Genomic DNA, 17,999 nt, shown 5'->3' on the forward strand with positions numbered 1-17,999 from the left:
GAACCTGTCATGTCTCATCCCTCCACCCACCGGGCCGCCGGCTCCGGTATCCCGGCCGCCAGCGTTCCGGACTGGCGTCCATGGAGTGACGCCTGGACCCGACACATCCCGGTCCTGACCGGCCGCCACGACCTGACCGTCACCGTCGCCCCCGGCGCGGGCGGCGGCGCACCGGCTTGCTTCTACCCCGACGCCCGCCGCATCGAGGTCGACGCCACCCACATCGGCGCCCCCGACATCACCAACCCTCACAAGGCCGGACACAAACGCCTGGTGCCGACCGCCTACGGGCTGCTCGTCCACGAAGCCGCCCACGCCACCCACAGCTTGTGGACCACACCTCCGGGCACCCCGCCGGTCGTCGCCGCCGTCGCCGACCTGCTCGAGGAGTCCCGCGCCGAGAACCGGCAACGCGGCAGGCGACGCGGCGACCGCCGGTGGCTGCGCCACACCGTCACCACCCTGCTCGACCCCAACGACGCGCCGGTGGACGACGCCTGGCACGCCGCTCACCTCGCCGGGCTGCTCCTGGCCCGCGTGGACGCCCGCATCATCACCGCCAAAGACATCAAAGGAGTCCGGGCCGCCGTCACCGCCGTCCTCGGCCGCAAGAGACTCCGCCAGCTGCGCGATGTGTGGCGCCAGGCTCACACCGTCGATGACACCGACGCCGCCACGATGATCGACCTGGCATGGCGGTGGTGCCGCATCCTCGACATCGACCCCCACCGGCGGCCCGAACCGCCGCAGCCCGACCCCGGCGCGTTTGCCGGCCAGCTCTCCCAAGCACTGGGCGACTACCTCGCGCACACCGCCGGCCTGGCCCCCGCCGAATACACGGCCCAACAAATCGGCACCCGGCACAGCGCTCCCCCGTCATGGACGCGCCGCGACCCCACCGACGCCGAACGTGCCGCCGCCCGGCAGCTCGCCGCCCGGCTGCGCCGCGCCCGCACCCGCCAGCACGAACCCGACACCCGGCCCAGCTCCGTCCCGCCCGGGCGGCTACGCACCCGACACGCCATCACCGCGCAGGCGCAGATCGCCTCCGGCAGCATGCCCACCGCCACACCCTGGCAACGGCGCACCGCCCTGCCGCCGCCGAAACCGCACCTGCACCTGGCCGTACTCGTGGACACGTCCTTCTCTATGCATCCCTACACGGCGCCGATGTCCTCAGCCGGGTGGATCCTCGCCCACGCCGCCCGCACCAACCAGGCCACCACCACCATGATCGGATTCGGCGACCGGGCCACCCTCCTCGTGCCACCCCACCAACAGCCGACATCTGTCCTGGAGATGCGGGCCTTCGGCGGCACCACCGCGTTCATCGACGCGGTGAAACTCGCCGACCAGCTCCTGCGCCTGCGCCAGCCCGGCAAGCTGCGGATGCTCGCCGTCGTCTCCGACGGCGACCTACCCGACACCGCGCCTGCCCAGCGGCTGATCACCACCCTGCACCAGACGGGCTGCGCAGTGCTGTGGCTACGCCCCGCCGACCTGGCCGGGCACACCTTCACCCACACCACCACCATCGAGGTGGCCGACCCCATCCAGGCCGTCGACGCCATCGCCGACGCCGCCGTCACCGCACTCGAACACGCCTGACGCCCCCTGCTCACGAGCGAGGGCGCCGAGGCCAGCTCCTGGACGCAAGCGACGCCAGGAGCCACGGCGATCCATCGCCGCTCCCGCAGATTCGCGCTGCGTACACCCCGCCTGCCTGCCGCGGTCGCCGCCGTCCACCGGGGCCCCGTCATCGGCGCCCGCCTCGGCCTCGGCCATCACCCGACCTGAGCAACCCCTTCAACCTGACCGATCCGCCGGAGTGGCAGACGCCTGATCTGCCGCCGGTCCCACCGCCAGGCCCGCACGTTCCGCCCAGCGGCTGTGAAGCCCTTAATGCCAAGGAGTTATCCCCCATGACGCACGACCATCCGGCCCGACTGCCGGTGACCTCGATCAGCGACCTGCTCGCCGCCGTGCCTTACCTGCTCGGCTTCCACCCCGCCGACAGCCTCGTCACCATCGGCCTCACCGGCCACCGCATCGCCGTGGCCACCCGCGCCGACCTCCCCGAGCCCGCCACCATCCCCGACTGGGTGCCCGGGGCGGTGCGGCAGCACCTCGCCCTGCTGCGCAACGTCGACGCCACCACCGCGATCCTCATCGGCTACGGACCCGCCACCGCCGTCACCCCGGTCGTCGACGCGATCACCCCATACCTGGACGCGGCCGGCATCACCATCTTCGACACGCTGCGCGTCACCGACGGCCGCTACCACTCCTACCAATGCCAGGACCCGCAATGCTGCCCACCTGACGGGGTGCCGTTCGACGCGCACCATAGCCCCACAGCGGTGCACGCCATCGTGGCCGGGCAGACCGCCCTGCCGGACCGGGCCGCGCTCGTGGCCAGCCTCGCGCCCACCGGCGGCGCCGGCATGGCCGCAGCCAGCCGCAAGGCGCAGCAACGCGCGCTTGCCGCCCAGATGTCCGGCGGGCGGGCGGCGCTCATCCGCGCCGGCAGGAAAGCCACGGACGATGCGTTCGCCCGCTACGCCGGCGACGCGGTCCTCACCGACGACGAGGTGGCCTGGCTTGCGGTTCTGCTTGCCGACGTCGCCGTCCGCGACCAGGCCGGGGAAGCCACCGGGACCGAGCCGTGGCGTCTCGCCATGTTGACCGACATCACCCGCCGCGCCGACCCCGCCTACGCCGCCGCGCCCGCCACCCTGCTCGCCCTCACTGCTTGGCGGCTCGGGCAAGGCACCCTCGCCGCCGTCGCCCTCGACCGGGCCCTCGCGGCCGATCCCCACTACCGCCTCGCCCGTCTCATCGACATCGCCATGCGCCACGGCGTCCCACCCACCGCCCTCGACGGTCCCACCTACGGCAATTCCGCCCGATAACCGTCTGCACCCCACACAAGCCCGCCCCCGGACGTCCAGCCCACCAACCGCTTGGCGAGCTGGTCGATCAGCCAGACAGAAAGTCATCGAGCACCTGCATCTCATCGAGCAGCCCGCACCGCTGATCGACACGCTGCGCGCCGTCCACACCGCCGGCTACCGGTGGCCGCACATGACCGCCAGCGCCGACACCTACGAGCGCGGGGAGCGCGCACCCGCTGTCACGACTGACCACGCCGCCCGCCGGCCTCGCCCCCGTCCCTGGGAGGTGTGGCCGGCGGCGGCTCACCGATTCGGAGATCTCATGTCCACACCGGAAAATCACCTAACGGGGCCGGCGAGCATGGAGGCCGTCCTGCGCGATGCGTGGGACGCCTTTCACCCCGGCCACCCAGCACCGCTGAGCTGGTTCACCCACACCGTCGCCCGTCTCCACGACCATTTCCACACTCATCAGCTCGTCCGGCCTGCGACCGCGGCGTCTCCCACCGTCGACGGGCAATTCGCCGCGCTTCGGCGGCGGGTGTGGCAGACGCTGCGCGACGCCGCCGCCGACGGTGTCGACCCGGACGTCGCCGACCACATCCTGCAAACCCTCGATCTGCCCACCCTGGCACGCCGATGGCAGGTCCGTCTCACGCTGCCCGTGACGATCGAGGTCACCGCCACGAGCCGCGATGAGGCCCTCGAGGCCGCTGAAGAAGCCATCGACGCCGCTCTCACCAGCACCGGTCACGACACGTACCTCGACTGGCACAACGCCACCCGGGATGACGCCACCGCCGGCGCCGTCGACACCACCACCGACACGCCCGCGGATCTTCGTTCCGCCATCGCAGTCCCGGAGCCGGGCCACGGCGTCTCCGCCAACTAACTTGATTTTTAACCTGTGGCGCGGTGGCATCGACCCCGGCTGATCATGGTGACAGCCCTTGATCGATCATTCTTCTTGTCTAGGGAAGAAGATCGCAAACCAAGGGCTGTCTGGTGATCAGTGTGCACGATGCCGGGTCGAGCGATGAGGTCGGGCGGTTGGCCGCGTTCCGGCGGGACTTCCACGCCTGTCTGACCGCACGCAGCGATGCGTTGTTCGAGCTGGCCGATGCGCTGTTGTGCGCAGACGCGCCGGTGCGGTCCCTGGTGGAGTTGTCGCTGGTGGGTGAGCACCGCCGCGGTCATGGCTCGTTGTATGCGGCGTTGAATCGCGGTCGGATCGACGTCGAGCGGCTGCGGACCGCGGTGGCGGGGGTGCCGCTGCCGCGCGCCGCTGATGGCCGGGTCGTCTTGGCGGTGGACGTGACCTGCTGGCTGCGGCCGGAGGCGCACACCTGCCCGGAGCGGGTGCTGTGCCATACCTACGGGCGTGGCAAGGACACCCACATCGGGGTTCCGGGTTGGCCGTACTCGTTCGTCACCGCCCTGCAGTCCGGGCGCACTTCGTGGACCGCGCCGTTGGACGCCCGCAGGCTGGCGCCCGGGGACGATGCTGCCACGGTCACCGCCGGGCAGTTGCGGGACGTGGTGCAGCGGTTGATCGCTGCCGGGCAGTGGCGGCCTGGTGATCCGGACGTGTGGATCGTCGCGGATGCCGGCTACGACGGGCCCCGGCTGGCGTTCCTGCTGGCCGACCTACCCGTTCAGGTGCTGGTGCGGATGCGTTCCGACCGGGTGCTGCGCCGACCCACGCCACCCCGGCTGCCTGGCACCACCGGCCGCCCACGACGCCATGGCGGCGAGTTCATCTTCGGTGACCCGGCCAGCTGGAGCGACCCGGACGTCGCCACGACCACCGACACCCGTCTCTACGGCACCGCGACCGCGCGGGCCTGGCACCGGCTGCACCCGCGACTGACTCACCGCACCGCCTGGGCCGCCCAGCACGGCCCGCTGCCGATCATCGAGGGCACCGTGATCCTGCTGCAGGTCGACCGGCTGCCATCAGGCGGTATCGCGAAACCGGTCTGGCTGTGGTGGTCCCAGCCGGAAGCCACCACCGTCGAGGTTGACCTGCTCTGGCAGGCGTTCCTGCGCCGGTTCGACATCGAGCACACCTTCCGCATGCTCAAGCAAACCCTCGGCTGGACCAGCCCCAAGCTGCGCGACCCGCACGCCGCCGACCGCTGGACCTGGCTCGTGTTGGCCGCCTACACCCAGCTACGCCTCGCCCGAGGCGCCGTCGGCGACCTGCGTCGGCCCTGGGAACGTCCAGCACCCCCCGAACGACTCACGCCCGCCCGCGTCCGGCGAGGGTTTCGGCACCTGCGCGCCAAAGCCGGCAACCCCGCCCGCGCGCCGAAACCCTCCCGGCCAGGACCCGGCCGACCACCCGGACTACGCAACCACCGCCCGGCAGCCCGCCACGACGTCCACATCGTCACCGCCGCCACCAGCACAAAGCCGAAAGGCGGCATGAACAAAACGAAGAGCTCGAATAACCCAAGGCCACGACGCACAGGTTAAAGATCAAGTTAGCTCCGCCGCCGCCGTGGCGGCCCGGCCACGTCGTCCGCGCCCAGCACCGCACGTCGACGACTTGATCAATCCGCAGAGTCAAGCGTCACTGCATCTCGGCTCGCCCTCCCTACGGCGAGCCCGGCCTCGTCAGCCCATGACGCTGCCTGTGGGGATAGCGATTGGGATCGGCCGAACTCGTACCGGAAGGACACCAGTCATGGTCTCGCCGCACCGGCGCGCGATACCGCGCACCGTCACCGACGTCTTGTTGTGGCTGCTCGCCAGCGACGTCGCCGCCGCCCACCAACCCCAGCCGCAGCAGCCCGACCGCTGCGGCAACCTGCGCTGCGCCGGTCAGGCATACCCATGCCCACCCGCACGCGACGCCTACCGCGCTCGCCAGGCCGCGATCCGCCCCCAACCGCGACCGGGAGGCCGCGCGCGGGTGAGCACGCCCGCCTACCAGGTCACCGGCTGGTTCCAGCCCGCCCGCACCCATCCCCAGGCGGCGTGAAGCCGGGAGCGTTACCAGCCATGCCACGAACAGGGCGTCGCCCAACGGCGGCGCCCTGAGCTATTACAGGAGGCAGACATCATGGAACCTGCACCCAACTCCACCGATGACGTCGGCCGGCAGGAGGAACTCAACGTCGGAGATCCGGTCCTCGGGAAGTCACGGCTGATGTCGCGGCAGTGCGACACCTGCATCTTCGCTCCCGGCAACCGGATGAACCTCGGTCCGGGACGACTGCGTGCCCTCGTCACGCAGGCCCGCGAGCAAGGCTCCTACATCGTTTGCCACGACACCTTGCCGCACTATTTGTACCCGCAGGCGAAACCCGCTATCTGTCGCGGTTTCGCCGACCGTTACCGCACGCGAGCCCTGCAACTCATCGAGCGGCTTTGGGGATTCGTCGAGGTCGACCCACCGCAGCCGTCCGCGCAGCACGACAGCCGGCGCAAGGCTGACCAGTGAGAGGGCACCGAGGAACCGATGCGCCACCAGGCGGTCACCGGCCCTCCCTGACGCCCTGCGCGCAGCGGAGGTAGGGCACAACCTGCGGGCCCCGCCAGGCACGCGCTGCATCGGCGATAACGGTGGGCTGGACAGAATGCTGTCCAGCCCACCGTCCTACCTCGGCCCCTTTTCCACGTTAAGGGCACGGTCCGAGATCATCTTTAGTGCCATGAGGGGGCCTCGGGGGCTGTCTCGGGGCTGTCTCGCTAACGGTGTTTCCGGCGGTCTTGGTTAGTAGGTTTCAGCAGCCGGGAAGCGGTCGTTGAAGGTGATGGCGAAGGCGTTCAACGCGGGTTTCCAGCGCATCGTCCATCGGGTTCTGCCTGCTCCGATGGGGTCCAGGGACCGGGTCACCAGGTACAGACACTTCAACGCGGCCTGCTCGTTGGGGAAGTGGCCGCGGGCCTTGACCGCCCGCCGGTAGCGGGCGTTGAGCGACTCGATCGCGTTTGTGGAGCAGATGACCTTGCGGATCTCCAGGTCGTAGTCGAGGAACGGGATGAACTCCGCCCACGCGTTGTCCCACAAGCGGATCACCGCCGGATACCGGCCGCGCCACTTGTCGGCCAGGTCGTCGAACGCCGCCCTGGCGGCGGTGGCGTTGACGGCGGTGTAGATCGGCTTGACGTCGCGTTTCAGCTCGTCCCAGTACTTGCGTGAGGTCAGCCGGAACGTGTTGCGGATCAAATGGATCACGCAGATCTGCACCACCGTCTGGGGCCACACGTTCGTCACGACCTCGGGCAGACCCTTGAGGCCGTCGCAGACGAGGAAGAACACATCCTTCACGCCCCGGTTACGCAGGTCGGTCAGCACGCTCATCCAGAACTTCGCACCCTCACCACCCGAGCCGGCCCACAGCCCGAGGATGTCCTTCTCCCCATCGAGAGTGACCCCGATCGCGGCGTAGAACGGCCGGTTCGCGACCTGCCCGTCACGAACCCCGGCTCCGTCGCCGATCTTGTGATGTGGACGGTTCCGTCGCCCGCTCGGCACTTTCGTTGATCATGTTCGGCGTGTTCGCTTGTGGAGCGGTTGCTGCCGCATCTGTCGGGTCTGTCGATCGAGGTTGTGGAGCAGCGTGACGGCGTGGTGGTGCTGTCAGGTCGGGTCCGGGCGGCAACCGCGCGGTGCGGACGGTGTCGGCAGCGGTCGAGCAGGGTACATGGGCGTTATCAGCGCCGCTTACGCGATGTCGCGATAGCCGGGACTGCGTTGCTGCTGCAGGTGCAGATCCGGCGGTTTCGCTGCGACAACGCCAGCTGCCCGGCAAGGACCTTCGCCGAACAGGTCGATGGGCTGACCGCTCCGCACGCGCGGTTGACGCCGGGGCTGCGCGACCTGCTCACGCAGATCGGCCTGGCGCTGGCCGGGCGGGCCGGTTCCCGGCTGGCGTCGGTCATCGGGGCCGCCGCAGGTCGCGACACGTTGCTGCGGCTGGTCAAAGCATTACCTGACCCGCCGAAGACGCCGATCACGGTCGTCGGCGTCGACGATTTCGCGTTCCGGCGGGGACGTCATTACGGCACGGTGCTGATCGATATGACCAGCCACCGCCCGGTTGACATGTTCGACGGCCGCGACGGCGACAGCCTCGCCGCGTGGCTACGGCAACACCTCGAAATCCAGGTGATCTGCCGCGACCGCGCCGGCGGCTATGGCGAAGGCGCCCGCTGCGGCGCCCCGGATGCGGTGCAGGTCGCGGACCGGTTCCACCTCTGGCAGAACCTAGGGCAAGCGGTCGAGAAGACCGTCAACGCCTATCGATCCCGGCTCGTCGCGCCCGCACCGCCACCGCCAGACGACACCATGCCCGCCGAGGTGCAGCCGCTACCCGAGAAGAAGATCGTGACCCGCCTTCGTGAACACCACACCGCCGTTCACGACCTCGCCGCTCAGGGACTGAACAAGTCGGCGATCGGCCGCAAACTCGGCCTGCACCAAGCCACGGTCCGCAAATATCTTAACGCCGCCAGCGTCGAGGAGCTGACAGCCGTCACCGAGCAACGCGCGCACCTGGTCGACGACTACGTCGCCTACCTGCACCAGCGCTGGAACGACGGAGAACGCAACGCCACCCAACTGTTCCGCGAGATCAAACAGCAGGGCTACCCCGGCGGGGAACTCGCCGTCCAGCGCTACCTACGCCGCTTCCGCAAAGGCCTCGGCCACGCCCCGCACCCCGGCCCGAAACCACCATCGGTGCGCCAGATCACCTCATGGATCATGACTCACCCCGACCACCTCGACCCCCGCGACACGATCAAGCTACGCGACGTTCGCAGCCGCGACCGAGACCTAAACCGGCTGGTCAAACACGTGCGAGCCTTCGCGATCATGATGACCGGCCGCCACGGCGACCGCCTCGAAGAATGGATCACCGCCGTCGAACACGACACCCTCACGCCCCTGACCGGGTTCGCCCGCAACCTACGCCGAGACCTCGACGCCGTCCGCAACGGCCTGACCCTGCCGCACAGCTCCGGCCCCGTCGAAGGCAACATCAACCGCCTCAAAATGATCAAACGGCAGATGTTCGGCCGCGCCGGCCTCGACCTACTCCGCAAACGCGTCCTGCTCGCACACTGACCCCTTCACACAACGAGCGACAGAGCCCGAACCCTTGACCACGATCGCGTCGATGAACACGGCGGCGTAAATCTCGTCCAACGGGCGGTGGGACCAGTCCGTCATCTCCTCGATCACCTTGTCGGTGATCCGGGAGATCGTCTCCTTCGACACCGAAGCCCCGTAGATCTCCGCGAAATGCGCGCTGATCTCCCCGGTCGTCAGGCCTTTGGCATACAACGACAACACGACCTCGTCAACCCCGGACAGGCGCCGCTGCCGCTTACGCACGATCTGCGGCTCGAACGTGCCGGCGCGGTCGCGTGGCACGTCGATCTGCACCGGGCCGTTGGCGTCGGTCAGGACTGTCTTCGACCGGGTGCCGTTGCGGATGTTGCCCGACCCGGCACCGGCCTGATCGTGTTTCTCGTAGCCGAGGTGCTCGGTCATCTCCTCGTTCAGCGCGGTCTCCAGGACCGTCTTGGTGAACTGCTTCAGCAGCCCGTCCGGGCCCGTCAACGACAGCCCCTGTTCCTTCGCAGCCCGGACCAGCTCGGCAGCGGCCTTCGCCTCCGCCGTCGGCTCAGGCCGCTTCCTGCGTCCGGTCTGGTCGTTCAGTGTCGCGGTCATCACGGCACCCTCCTCACCAGGCACAACGCCCGGCAGGTCAGGCCGGAAACACGTTAGATCCACACTCCCCCTCGCGTCGGCGCCGCACCACCCGAGCGCCCGCTTCGCGGCATCGATCAGCACGCTGAGCGGCACGCAACGTCGCAGGCAGCCGACGTGATCAACAGTCGGCGGAGACCGCCGCTTCTCGATGCCGAACTGAGGGTGCGCACGGCGGCGAATGCTTCATCCGATGAAATACGCCGTGGTTGACCGGTAGGGGCGCGTATTCGACTGTGGCGGGTTCTTCCGGTGGTGGGCAATCAGGTTGACGGCGTGTGGTCGGTCGGGGCGGGTTCTTCCTCAACCGCCGCGCGGCGGCGGGCTGTTCGGTGCGAGCCGGCACCACCGACGGTCCGTCCGCGGCGCATAGCACCACCCGCCCGTCGTGGGCCTCGATGGTGAACTCGACGCAGCCCCCGCCGTGGCGTACGGCGTTGGTGGCCAGCTCGCTGACCAGGACCGCCGTGGTCTCCAACCACGCCTCGTCTCGGAAGCCTCAACCGAACAGCACCGCGCTAACCGCATGGCGGGCGGCTGCGGGCGCGTCGGTGCCGAGCGGTAGGTCAAGTTGGGCGGTCAATTCGCTCATGACCAGACACGTCCTGTTCGGGGGGCACTGCTGGCCCGGCGACCATACCCACCACCGTCCAGTCGGACTCGCCGTAGATTTCTACGAGAAAACAACTCCAGCGCTGGCCAGGGCGAGGCCCCTGCACGAATGCCTGGAGCCGGATCGTCCATCCCCGTAGACCCCAGCGCTGGAGTTGTTTTTGGTCCGGAGGCTACCGGCAGGCCGTCTCGCGTCGTACCCAACTGGACAGGTCTGAGCATGGATCAGGCTGTGCCCGACCGAAAGGATCTTGCGACCGAACGCCAACGCCCTGTCCGGAAAAAAGCACCTAGGTCAGCTGACGTACAAGGACGAGTCGGCTCTTAGTCAGAGCTGCGCTGCCGATCACAGCCAGGGCCGGTGCCAGCACCATGACGACACCGATTGCCGGCCATGGAACGTGCCAGGCGGTATCGGGGCGGAGCGCGATCAAGCCCGCCGCCGGCGCAACGCCTGCGAGGGTGCCGAGTGGTACGCCCAGTCCGACGACCAGTCCGGCATGGGCTGCGGTAATCCAGCGGGTGATTCTTGGCCCGGCACCGATTGCAGCCAGGGTGGAGAGGTCGCCCCTGAGTTCTGATGTTGCCAGCCCCACCGCGGTCGCGCTGGCGACGAGAGTGACGCAGCCGCTGACCAGTGCGAGCAGCAGGGCGATCGGTCCGAGCCGGGGGTGAGCTGCGTTGGCCGGTTGTCCGGCAACGAGCTGGACGGGATTCGCTGGGACGTCGGTCTGCGATGCTTGCGCTTGCGCGCCGAGCACGATGTTCGTGGCAGTCGCCAGCTCGTCTGGGTTCGGCATTCGACTGGTGTCGATGATGACTCCACCAGGGCGGGTCGGGAGCCCGAGGGAGGCTGCGGTCTCCTTAGGAATCAGTGCGCCTGGAAGGACGGATCGGTCGCGGAAGTACGCGGGCGCGGCGGCCAGCACTGCGGGGATGGCTGTCGGTTGCCCTGCCGCGTTCAGTTGTAGGCGGCCGTCGGATATGAACTCCGGGTAGAACGCCACGGCGTGTCCATCGCGGATGGCGTTCGTGATTGCCTGGTCCGGCTCCTGGCCGGTCATGGCGCGGACGATATCCGCCCCGCCGACCGCGACGGTCTGTGACACGACTGGAGGCGGCCCTGGCTGGGGAGCGCTGTTCGTGTACCCGACCTCTGTGTCGGCGACGGTGAGGCGCAGCATGTGTTGCACGGGCAGTGCCTGCCGCAGCGAACGGGTCTGGTCGGCGTTGAGGAGCCTGGCGGCGTCGGCTGGTATGAGGATTTGCCCGGCGCGGGCGTCCGGCTCGGTGGCGGAGCCGGTGCGCGTGTCGGCAGCGGTGAAGAGCATGAGTCCGACGCTGCCTGCGGTCGCGGCGCACACGGCGGCTACCGCGGCGCCGGTGCGAAGTTGATGCCGTGCGCCGTGCCGCCAGGCTAGCCGGACCGGCGTGGGAAGAAAGCCCGCGAGTCGTCCCGCGAGCCCGACAACGGCAGGGCCGCACGCTGCCGTGCCCATCAGGATCAGTCCGCTGCCGAATGCGACGATGGCCGCGCCAGCGATCTCGGGTTGCGCCGCCCAGGTCGTGAGGGTGATACCGACGGCGATCGCGGCAAGTCCGGTGAACAGCAGTCGACGGCCTCCTCTGGAACCGGTTACCACGCGGTTGGCCAGGGCCGCCTGGACAGGTGCGCGGGCCACCGACCGGGCTGGTCCCAGCGCCGCTAGCAGGCCAGCCACCACCGCGAGCAGGGCGATGCCCGGCAACTGCCACGCGGCGATTCCCTCCTCGGCCAGGGGCCGGTCCACCAGTCGTTGCAGCCAGCCTCGCCCGAGCTGGACTGTCACGGTGCCGAGGACGACTCCTAACGCGCCCGCGAATAGGCCAAGCACCAGGCCGTTCGCGAGCACGATTCGGGTGAGCTGGCGGCCGGTTGCACCCACCGCAGCGACCAAACCGAGTTCCCGTCGCTGACGGCGGGCGGCAACCGCGAACGCTGCGGCTACCAGCAGCACGACCTGCGCGCCGGCGAAAGCCACCACGACCGCAATGCCGGCTGCGGCAAGCGCCTGCTCAGACGGGTCCGGGTCGAGGGAGTCCCGGAAGAGATAGCCCACGTCGGTTCGCCCTTGGCCGCGGGGTGGGTGCCAGCCCGCAGCGGCCGGCGGAAGCTGAATCAGGAAGCCCTGTCGCCCGCCCGCCGACAACTTCTGCGACGGTGCTACCAGCAGTGCCTCACGGCTGAGCTTGTCTGGTGTTTCGACGATGCCGACGACGGCGAGCCGCCGCTCGGGGAGGCCGGCGTGTACTGGGTCACCGAGCCCTACCCGCAGCGCCGTGGCCAGGGCGGCGGTAATCGCGATCTCGCCGGCCGCCGCGGGGGGCCTGCCAGCCCGCACAAGATACGCGCCCTTGTTGACGGGATCGGCCAGGTCGACAGCGCGGTACTCGCGGATCAGATAGCTTCCGTCATGCGATGCCACCACCGTTTCCCCGTCGCGATAGAGGATGGTCCGGCTGCCCGCCGGCAAGTCCCGAAGGACCTCCTCGGCCTGCCCGCCGGAGATCAACATGTCAGCCTTTCCCAGCCGCCAGGCGGCCTCCCGGTCGGCAGGAACTGACACTGCCGCCCAGGCCGACGCGAGAACAGTTGCTGCATAGACCGGCACGAGCAGCAACAGAATCACCAAGCCGCTGCGGACCGGATGGCGCGCCGCTGCCCGCGCCGCCAGACGCAGCGCTACCCGCCACGAGCCGATGAGCACAGCACCCGGCGCCCGTCCACGACGGGTCACGGCGTCCGCTCCTCGGCTGGCCCAACGCTGGCGGGATCTCCCGTGGCAGCAATGATGCTTCCGTCGCAGATCTCAATAACCCGGTCAGCCCGGTCAGCCACCCCCCGCTCGTGCGTGACGACGACAGCGGCTGCACCACGACCGATCCGAACACGCAGGAGATCGACGACGGTGCTGCCAGTCGCCGTGTCCAACGCGCCGGTCGGCTCATCGGCGAGCAACAACCGCCGGCCACCAATGAGCGCCCGAGCAATAGCCACTCGCTGCTGCTGGCCGCCGGACAACTGGTCCGGGTAGCGGTCGGCCTGGTCAGCCAAGCCCACCGCCGACAACTCGTCCAGCGCCTCACGTCGGGCTGTCCGCCGCGAGACCCCCGCCAATTCCCGCGGCAACGCGACATTCTCAGCAGCGGTGAGTGCGGCTACCAAGTTGAAGTCCTGAAAGACATAACCGACCCGATCACGCCGCAGCTCCGCCAGTTCCGCTGCCCCGAGCGCGTGAAGGGGTGCACCGTCGACCCACACCTCACCCTCGGTAGGCGAATCCAGCCCGCCCGCAACCGCGAGAAGCGTGGACTTGCCGGCGCCAGACGGTCCGACCACCGCAACCAACTCGCCCGCATACACCTCAAAGCTGGCGTCCGACAAGGCATGAACGGTCGTCTCTCCGACGTGATAGGCGCGACTTACTCCACGAAACGCCAATACAGGATCGTGCGTCACCGACAAGCCCTTCGATATTTCCGGTCAAGCTAAGCCGGTCGCGAGACGTCTCTTGGGCATCCAGACGCAATCGCGACCGGCATCAGCAAGCCTGGGGGCGCCGACGACGCCCGCCGTACATCGTAGGCGATCAGACAGGCATATAGCTCGATTCGCCGACCATTACCGCTTACGCGATCAGACGGGCGTACACCTCGATAGGTCGCCCGCTACCGCTCAGCTCGAACTCGTCGACGTTGCCGTTAGGGCATGAACGGGGGCCGTAATGCCACGTGCTGCCGATCAAGGCGTAAACCTGGACGCACAGGCCGTCAGACCGATGGTCCTCCGACCAACCGGTGATTTCGACGTCCGTGCTGTTAGGGCAACCCACGGTCCAGTGGGCTTCGCCGGCCAGGATGCCCCCGGGGCGCAGCTCGACATCCTCCACGTCACCGCACTCGGCCAGCGTCCCGAATTTGCTCCCCGCGGCCGACTCGGTGTCACCGGGATTCACGTCAGCCAGCGCCGGTGACGCTGAACCGAACCCTACGAGCCCGGCCGCCAACATGGCGGATGCTCCTACGCTCGCGATCCGACTGGCCAACCGCTGTCTACTCATTCCCAATCCTCCCGTGTGGTCAATGGAGCCGGTGACAGGAGCGACGAGGAGCGCGCACTCCAGAGTGGAGGCTAATCGTGCTCACAGTCGCGACGTAACCCTAAGTCAGCAATTCATCATAGTCAATAAATTCTCCGGCGGATCGCTGTTCTACTCAGGTGGTGACCGCACAGACCTCCACCGGTAGATAATTTCGCTTTCGGCTGATCTATCGTCTTGGAAGTGGATAGCTGACGATTTGTCGATCCCGGGGCATGGCCCATCACGGCGAGGGCAGCCCGTTTCACGGCGAATGCACCCGCTTCCCACCGAGACCAAACTACGGGTGGGGCCCAAGGCCTGCCGGACCAAAACAACTCCAGCGCTGGGGTCTACGGGGATGGACGATCCGGCTCCAGGCATTCGTGCAGGGGCCTCGCCCTGGCCAGCGCTGGAGTTGTTTTCTCGTTGAAAACTACGGCGAGGCCAGTCGGCAAACTTCACCTCACCGCGCTTGGAGGAAGGGATCTTTCATCAGATGAAGCCCGGAGGCAAGGTGGCCTTGCCTCCGGCCCGGCTTAGAGCTCCTAACGAAATGATGTTGGGCGTGTCCTTGGGACGTGAGGATCGTTCTGTCTGAACGTGAGGAGGGGTGAGCAGCCGCCGTGGATCGTGTCGGACGAGTTGTGGGCCGAGATCGCACCGCTGCTGCCTCCCCGTCCGCCCAGGCGGCATCGGTTCCCGGGCCGTAAGCCTCTCGATGACCGCAAGGTGCTGTGCGGGATCCTGTTCGTGCTCTACACCGCGATCCCGTGGGAGTACCTACCCCAGGAACTCGGGTTCGGGTCGGGAATGACGTGCTGGCGCAGGCTGCGGGACTGGAACGACGCCGGTGTCTGGCAACGACTGCACGAAGTACTGCTCGGCAAGCTGAGAGCCGCCGACCAACTCGACATGTCCCGGGCGGTGATCGACGGCTCCCACATCCGGGCGCTCAAGGGCGGCCCAAAACCGGTCCGAGCCCGGTCGACCGCCGCAAGCCAGGCTCGAAACACCACGTCATCACCGACGCGGGCGGCATCCCCCTCGCCGCGAGCCTGACCGGCGGCAACCGCCACGACGTCACCCAACTACTGCCCCTGGTCGACAAGATCCCCCGGATCAAGGGCATCCGAGGCAGACCACGGCAACGACCCGACCGGATCTACGCAGATCGCGGCTACGACTTCGACAAGTACCGCCGCGAGCTACGGACCCGCGGCATCACACCTGTCATCGCCCGACGCGGTGTCCCACACGGCTCCGGGCTCGGCACCCGACGCTGGATCGTCGAGCAGACCATCGCCCTGCTGCACTGGTTCCGCCGCCTGCGCATCCGCTGGGAGATCCGCGACGACATCCACGAAGCCTTCCTCACCCTCGCCTGCGCCATCATCTGCTGGCGCCGACTACAGCGCTCAAAGAGTTAGGAGCTCTTAGGCGGTGACGGCGGCCGGACGCTGGCGAGCGCGAACGAGGATCAGGGTCGGACCGACGCCGGCAACAAAGGTGAACGCGACGGCCGCCATCCAAGGGTGCGGTCTGCCGACGTGAGTCAGGTGGTGAGCGACGCCCACGGCGAACGTGAGCGCGGCCAACGCGAGCACGATCGGCGCGATCCGGGCACCGCCCCGACCGTTCCATTGCTGGCCTGACCAGTGCGCGATCAGCGTAGGCGCGATCGCGGCGACCGCCGTCACTGCGGCGGCACCGAGCGCCGAGTCGGCGACCGAGTCGCGCATCTGCCAGACCTGGTAGCCCGTGAACGCCATCGACCCGGCGGCGAGCACGGCCGTCAGGAGGCCGGTAGCGCGCTCGACCATTCCCGGTCGTCCAGGTTCCGACTTGATCATTGCGCCGCCACCCCGCTCCCTCGAAGCCGTCAACGCTGGCGTGCGCCGCGCAGCGGAGCCAACGCTACCGGCGCGCCCACCAGGGGTCGTGATGACGATGGCGAATGCTGCATCGGATGAAACCCGCCGCGGTGGTAGTAACCAGCGAAAAATCAACGGCAGCGCTGGTCAGAGCTGCCCTGCAGGGCGGCGGTGTCGCTCGTGCCGCAACGGTTGGCCAGCACTGCCGTTGTTCCGGGCTGGACTACGACTGGGCCCAACAAGTCGAGTACGGGTTTGTTGGGACACCCAGCCCCGAGCGAGCTCGGTACGGTGGTGCTCGTGACCGGCCAGAGCTCTCAGAACACCGGCGTGGTGAGCACCTGGAACGCCGAAGAGGGGTGGGGAACCCTCACGCTTGACCACGTCGACCTGACCGTCTGGGCCCACTACTCCGCGATCGTCGCAGGCCCCGCCGATTACCGCAGCCTCACGCCCGGCGAGCAGGTTCGATGCCGCTACGAGGTTCCTGGCCAAGATGGCTATCCTGCTCGGGCTGTCAAGATCACAAAGTTGTCGTAGCCACGCTGGTCTGTGTCGTCGCATCCCCTTCAGGCCAGGTCGATGACGGTTTCCGTGCCGATTGGTCGGACGATGATCGTGATCTTTGCTGTGGCGGGGTCGACGCGGGCCGGCCGGTCGTACCGATCGAAGGTGATCATCCACCGTTGCCAGCTCGGGCCGGTGAACCGGGCCATGGTTTTTGGGTAGATCGGAGCGCTGCTGTCGACGGCAGCGTAGATCGAGAGGTTGTCGGTTTGCGGGTCCTTCCAGGGGCCTTTCTGGAGTGCACCTGTGGCGTCCTCGTCAACCACCTCGACCACCAGCGACAACCCGTGCGGGCCGTTGATCACGCCCCAATGCAGAAGGGCGAGGCCGGCGCTCCGGCGGAGTACCGTCGGCGGGCGTAGGAGGCGGGGGTCCGCGATCGTCATACCGGTCACGCTAACCGCCCGCCCCCTGCCACGCGGGTCACATTGAGCAGGGCAGGATCGGTTCGGTGGAGCCGACGACGGCGCCGATGTAGATGTTGCGGGCATACACGTCGGTCACCAGCCGGTACTTACGCCGATCGGAGTTGTCGCAGCCGAGGCCACCGAAGGCGTTCGCGACCCGGGACATCCGCCACAGCGAGTCCACCGACCCCTCGTCCTGGAAGATAATGCACCAGATGTCAGAGCAGGTGCTCTGCAGTTCGACCACGATTCGGTGCGGCCAGTCGCGGGCGTTGTCACAGGTTTGCGCCCCGCCGAACTCCAACGTCGATGAGCCGAGCATCCGGGGGTTGGTGAAGTTCCCGGTGCAGTAGGAGACCGGATAGTTCGGAGTGATCCCGGACTCGGTGGCCTGCTGGATACGCCACTGGCCGGTGTCCTTGTCCACGGTGAGGGCCAAGCCGGCCTGGGCGGCGGCGTCACTCGTCGTGGCGGTCCAGGCCGTGCCGGCCGGGGCGGGGTCGACCGGCGTCCGCTCCGGAGCAGCGGCCTGGGCCGGTGACGCGGTGAGCAGTGCCGCGGCGAGCACTGACGCCGCAGCGAGTCTGGCGATAGCGGGAGTTTGCACGAGCTGCCTCCTTGGGATGGATAAGGAACGTCCACGATCCACCGGGACAATCAAGCATGTCAATGAATGCCAGCGCGGCAACTACGGCGGTGGTACCACCTAGGGCGTGTCCTGCCGATCTTGTAGTGGTTGATCGTCGACGATGTGCCGGTGGTACGTCGTGGTGAACTGACCGATGAGGCGTGGGCGGTGA

At 68.3% G+C, this 17,999-nt stretch carries 15 protein-coding genes and 2 pseudogenes; 9 read left to right on the forward strand and 8 right to left on the reverse strand.

Features of this window, described 5'->3' with window-relative positions; all coding sequences use genetic code 11:
* Positions 1 to 9: 9 nt before the first annotated feature.
* From AB0F98_RS13245 to AB0F98_RS13270, 6 genes are all read left to right on the forward strand, one after another.
* Positions 10 to 1,608 (forward strand): VWA domain-containing protein, encoded by a 1,599-nt coding sequence (locus AB0F98_RS13245; protein ID WP_357733497.1) that lies wholly within the window; start codon positions 10 to 12, stop codon positions 1,606 to 1,608.
* A gap of 314 nt (positions 1,609 to 1,922) precedes the next feature.
* Positions 1,923 to 2,912 (forward strand): DUF4192 domain-containing protein, encoded by a 990-nt coding sequence (locus AB0F98_RS13250; protein WP_357733500.1) that lies wholly within the window; start codon positions 1,923 to 1,925, stop codon positions 2,910 to 2,912.
* 304 nt (positions 2,913 to 3,216) lie between these two features.
* Positions 3,217 to 3,786, forward strand: a complete 570-nt coding sequence (locus AB0F98_RS13255) for a hypothetical protein (RefSeq protein WP_357733503.1) — start codon at positions 3,217 to 3,219, stop codon at positions 3,784 to 3,786.
* 113 nt (positions 3,787 to 3,899) lie between these two features.
* Entirely contained in the window at positions 3,900 to 5,372 is a 1,473-nt protein-coding gene (locus AB0F98_RS13260; RefSeq protein WP_357733506.1) for an NF041680 family putative transposase, read from the forward strand.
* A gap of 211 nt (positions 5,373 to 5,583) precedes the next feature.
* Positions 5,584 to 5,880 (forward strand): hypothetical protein, encoded by a 297-nt coding sequence (locus tag AB0F98_RS13265; protein WP_357733509.1) that lies wholly within the window; start codon positions 5,584 to 5,586, stop codon positions 5,878 to 5,880.
* Positions 5,881 to 5,961: 81 nt separating this feature from the next.
* Positions 5,962 to 6,342 carry a hypothetical protein gene (locus tag AB0F98_RS13270; protein WP_357733512.1) on the forward strand — a complete coding sequence of 127 codons (381 nt, stop codon included), beginning with the start codon at positions 5,962 to 5,964 and terminating at the stop codon, positions 6,340 to 6,342.
* A gap of 273 nt (positions 6,343 to 6,615) precedes the next feature.
* Here AB0F98_RS13270 and AB0F98_RS13275 read toward each other — a convergent pair.
* Positions 6,616 to 7,326, reverse strand: a pseudogene (locus AB0F98_RS13275) (IS256 family transposase); the annotation flags it as partial.
* 84 nt (positions 7,327 to 7,410) lie between these two features.
* Between AB0F98_RS13275 and AB0F98_RS13280 the strand changes: the two are divergent.
* Positions 7,411 to 8,973: an ISL3 family transposase gene (locus AB0F98_RS13280; protein ID WP_357733515.1), complete on the forward strand. Its 1,563-nt coding sequence runs from the start codon at positions 7,411 to 7,413 to the stop codon at positions 8,971 to 8,973.
* Between the two features lie 33 nt (positions 8,974 to 9,006).
* Here AB0F98_RS13280 and AB0F98_RS13285 read toward each other — a convergent pair.
* The 4 genes and pseudogenes from AB0F98_RS13285 to AB0F98_RS13300 form a co-directional block, all read right to left on the reverse strand.
* Positions 9,007 to 9,582 (reverse strand): annotated as a pseudogene (locus AB0F98_RS13285) (transposase); the annotation flags it as partial.
* Between the two features lie 941 nt (positions 9,583 to 10,523).
* Positions 10,524 to 13,010 carry an FtsX-like permease family protein gene (locus tag AB0F98_RS13290; RefSeq protein WP_357733518.1) on the reverse strand — a complete coding sequence of 829 codons (2,487 nt, stop codon included), beginning with the start codon at positions 13,008 to 13,010 and terminating at the stop codon, positions 10,524 to 10,526.
* On the reverse strand, positions 13,007 to 13,732 hold the full coding sequence (locus AB0F98_RS13295) for an ABC transporter ATP-binding protein (RefSeq protein WP_357733521.1): 726 nt from the start codon (positions 13,730 to 13,732) through the stop codon (positions 13,007 to 13,009). Before AB0F98_RS13295 ends, AB0F98_RS13290 begins: the two co-directional genes overlap by 4 nt.
* Positions 13,733 to 13,901: 169 nt before the next feature.
* A complete protein-coding gene (locus AB0F98_RS13300) occupies positions 13,902 to 14,282 on the reverse strand; it encodes a hypothetical protein (protein ID WP_357733523.1) in 381 nt (126 codons plus the stop codon).
* A gap of 699 nt (positions 14,283 to 14,981) precedes the next feature.
* On the opposite strand from AB0F98_RS13300, the gene AB0F98_RS13305 reads away from it, so the two are divergent.
* Positions 14,982 to 15,781, forward strand: a protein-coding gene (locus tag AB0F98_RS13305) for an IS5 family transposase (protein WP_357733581.1) whose coding sequence is annotated in 2 segments (ribosomal slippage) — positions 14,982 to 15,318 and positions 15,318 to 15,781 — 801 coding nt in all. Because the reading frame shifts where the segments join, the coding sequence is not laid out codon by codon here.
* 6 nt (positions 15,782 to 15,787) lie between these two features.
* On the opposite strand, the gene AB0F98_RS13310 is transcribed toward AB0F98_RS13305, so the two are convergent.
* Positions 15,788 to 16,174, reverse strand: coding sequence for a hypothetical protein (locus tag AB0F98_RS13310; RefSeq protein WP_357733526.1), 387 nt, complete (start codon positions 16,172 to 16,174; stop codon positions 15,788 to 15,790).
* A gap of 351 nt (positions 16,175 to 16,525) precedes the next feature.
* Between AB0F98_RS13310 and AB0F98_RS13315 the strand changes: the two genes are divergently transcribed.
* Positions 16,526 to 16,765, forward strand: a complete 240-nt coding sequence (locus tag AB0F98_RS13315) for a cold shock domain-containing protein (protein ID WP_357733529.1) — start codon at positions 16,526 to 16,528, stop codon at positions 16,763 to 16,765.
* Between the two features lie 29 nt (positions 16,766 to 16,794).
* Here the strand turns inward: AB0F98_RS13315 and AB0F98_RS13320 are convergent, their stop codons facing one another.
* Together AB0F98_RS13320 and AB0F98_RS13325 are read right to left on the reverse strand one after the other, a co-directional pair.
* On the reverse strand, positions 16,795 to 17,178 hold the full coding sequence (locus AB0F98_RS13320; RefSeq protein WP_357733532.1) for a hypothetical protein: 384 nt from the start codon (positions 17,176 to 17,178) through the stop codon (positions 16,795 to 16,797).
* Positions 17,179 to 17,215: 37 nt separating this feature from the next.
* Positions 17,216 to 17,806, reverse strand: a complete 591-nt coding sequence (locus AB0F98_RS13325; protein WP_357733535.1) for a hypothetical protein — start codon at positions 17,804 to 17,806, stop codon at positions 17,216 to 17,218.
* Between the last annotated feature and the right edge of the window lie 193 nt (positions 17,807 to 17,999).

Origin of the sequence: Micromonospora sp. NPDC023737 (assembly GCF_040639715.1) — a bacterium.
GTDB lineage: Bacteria > Actinomycetota > Actinomycetes > Mycobacteriales > Micromonosporaceae > Micromonospora.

Bases quoted from the DNA above. Each gene is read 5' to 3' on its own strand.
- AB0F98_RS13255 (WP_357733503.1), top strand. From the start codon at position 3,217: ATGTCCACACCGGAAAATCACCTAACGGGGCCGGCGAGCATGGAGGCC.
- AB0F98_RS13320 (WP_357733532.1), bottom strand. From the start codon at position 17,178: ATGACGATCGCGGACCCCCGCCTCCTACGCCCGCCGACGGTACTCCGC.
- AB0F98_RS13270 (WP_357733512.1), top strand. From the start codon at position 5,962: ATGGAACCTGCACCCAACTCCACCGATGACGTCGGCCGGCAGGAGGAA.
- AB0F98_RS13245 (WP_357733497.1), top strand. From the start codon at position 10: ATGTCTCATCCCTCCACCCACCGGGCCGCCGGCTCCGGTATCCCGGCC.
- AB0F98_RS13310 (WP_357733526.1), bottom strand. From the start codon at position 16,174: ATGGTCGAGCGCGCTACCGGCCTCCTGACGGCCGTGCTCGCCGCCGGG.
- AB0F98_RS13250 (WP_357733500.1), top strand. From the start codon at position 1,923: ATGACGCACGACCATCCGGCCCGACTGCCGGTGACCTCGATCAGCGAC.
- AB0F98_RS13265 (WP_357733509.1), top strand. From the start codon at position 5,584: ATGGTCTCGCCGCACCGGCGCGCGATACCGCGCACCGTCACCGACGTC.
- AB0F98_RS13300 (WP_357733523.1), bottom strand. From the start codon at position 14,282: ATGTTGGCGGCCGGGCTCGTAGGGTTCGGTTCAGCGTCACCGGCGCTG.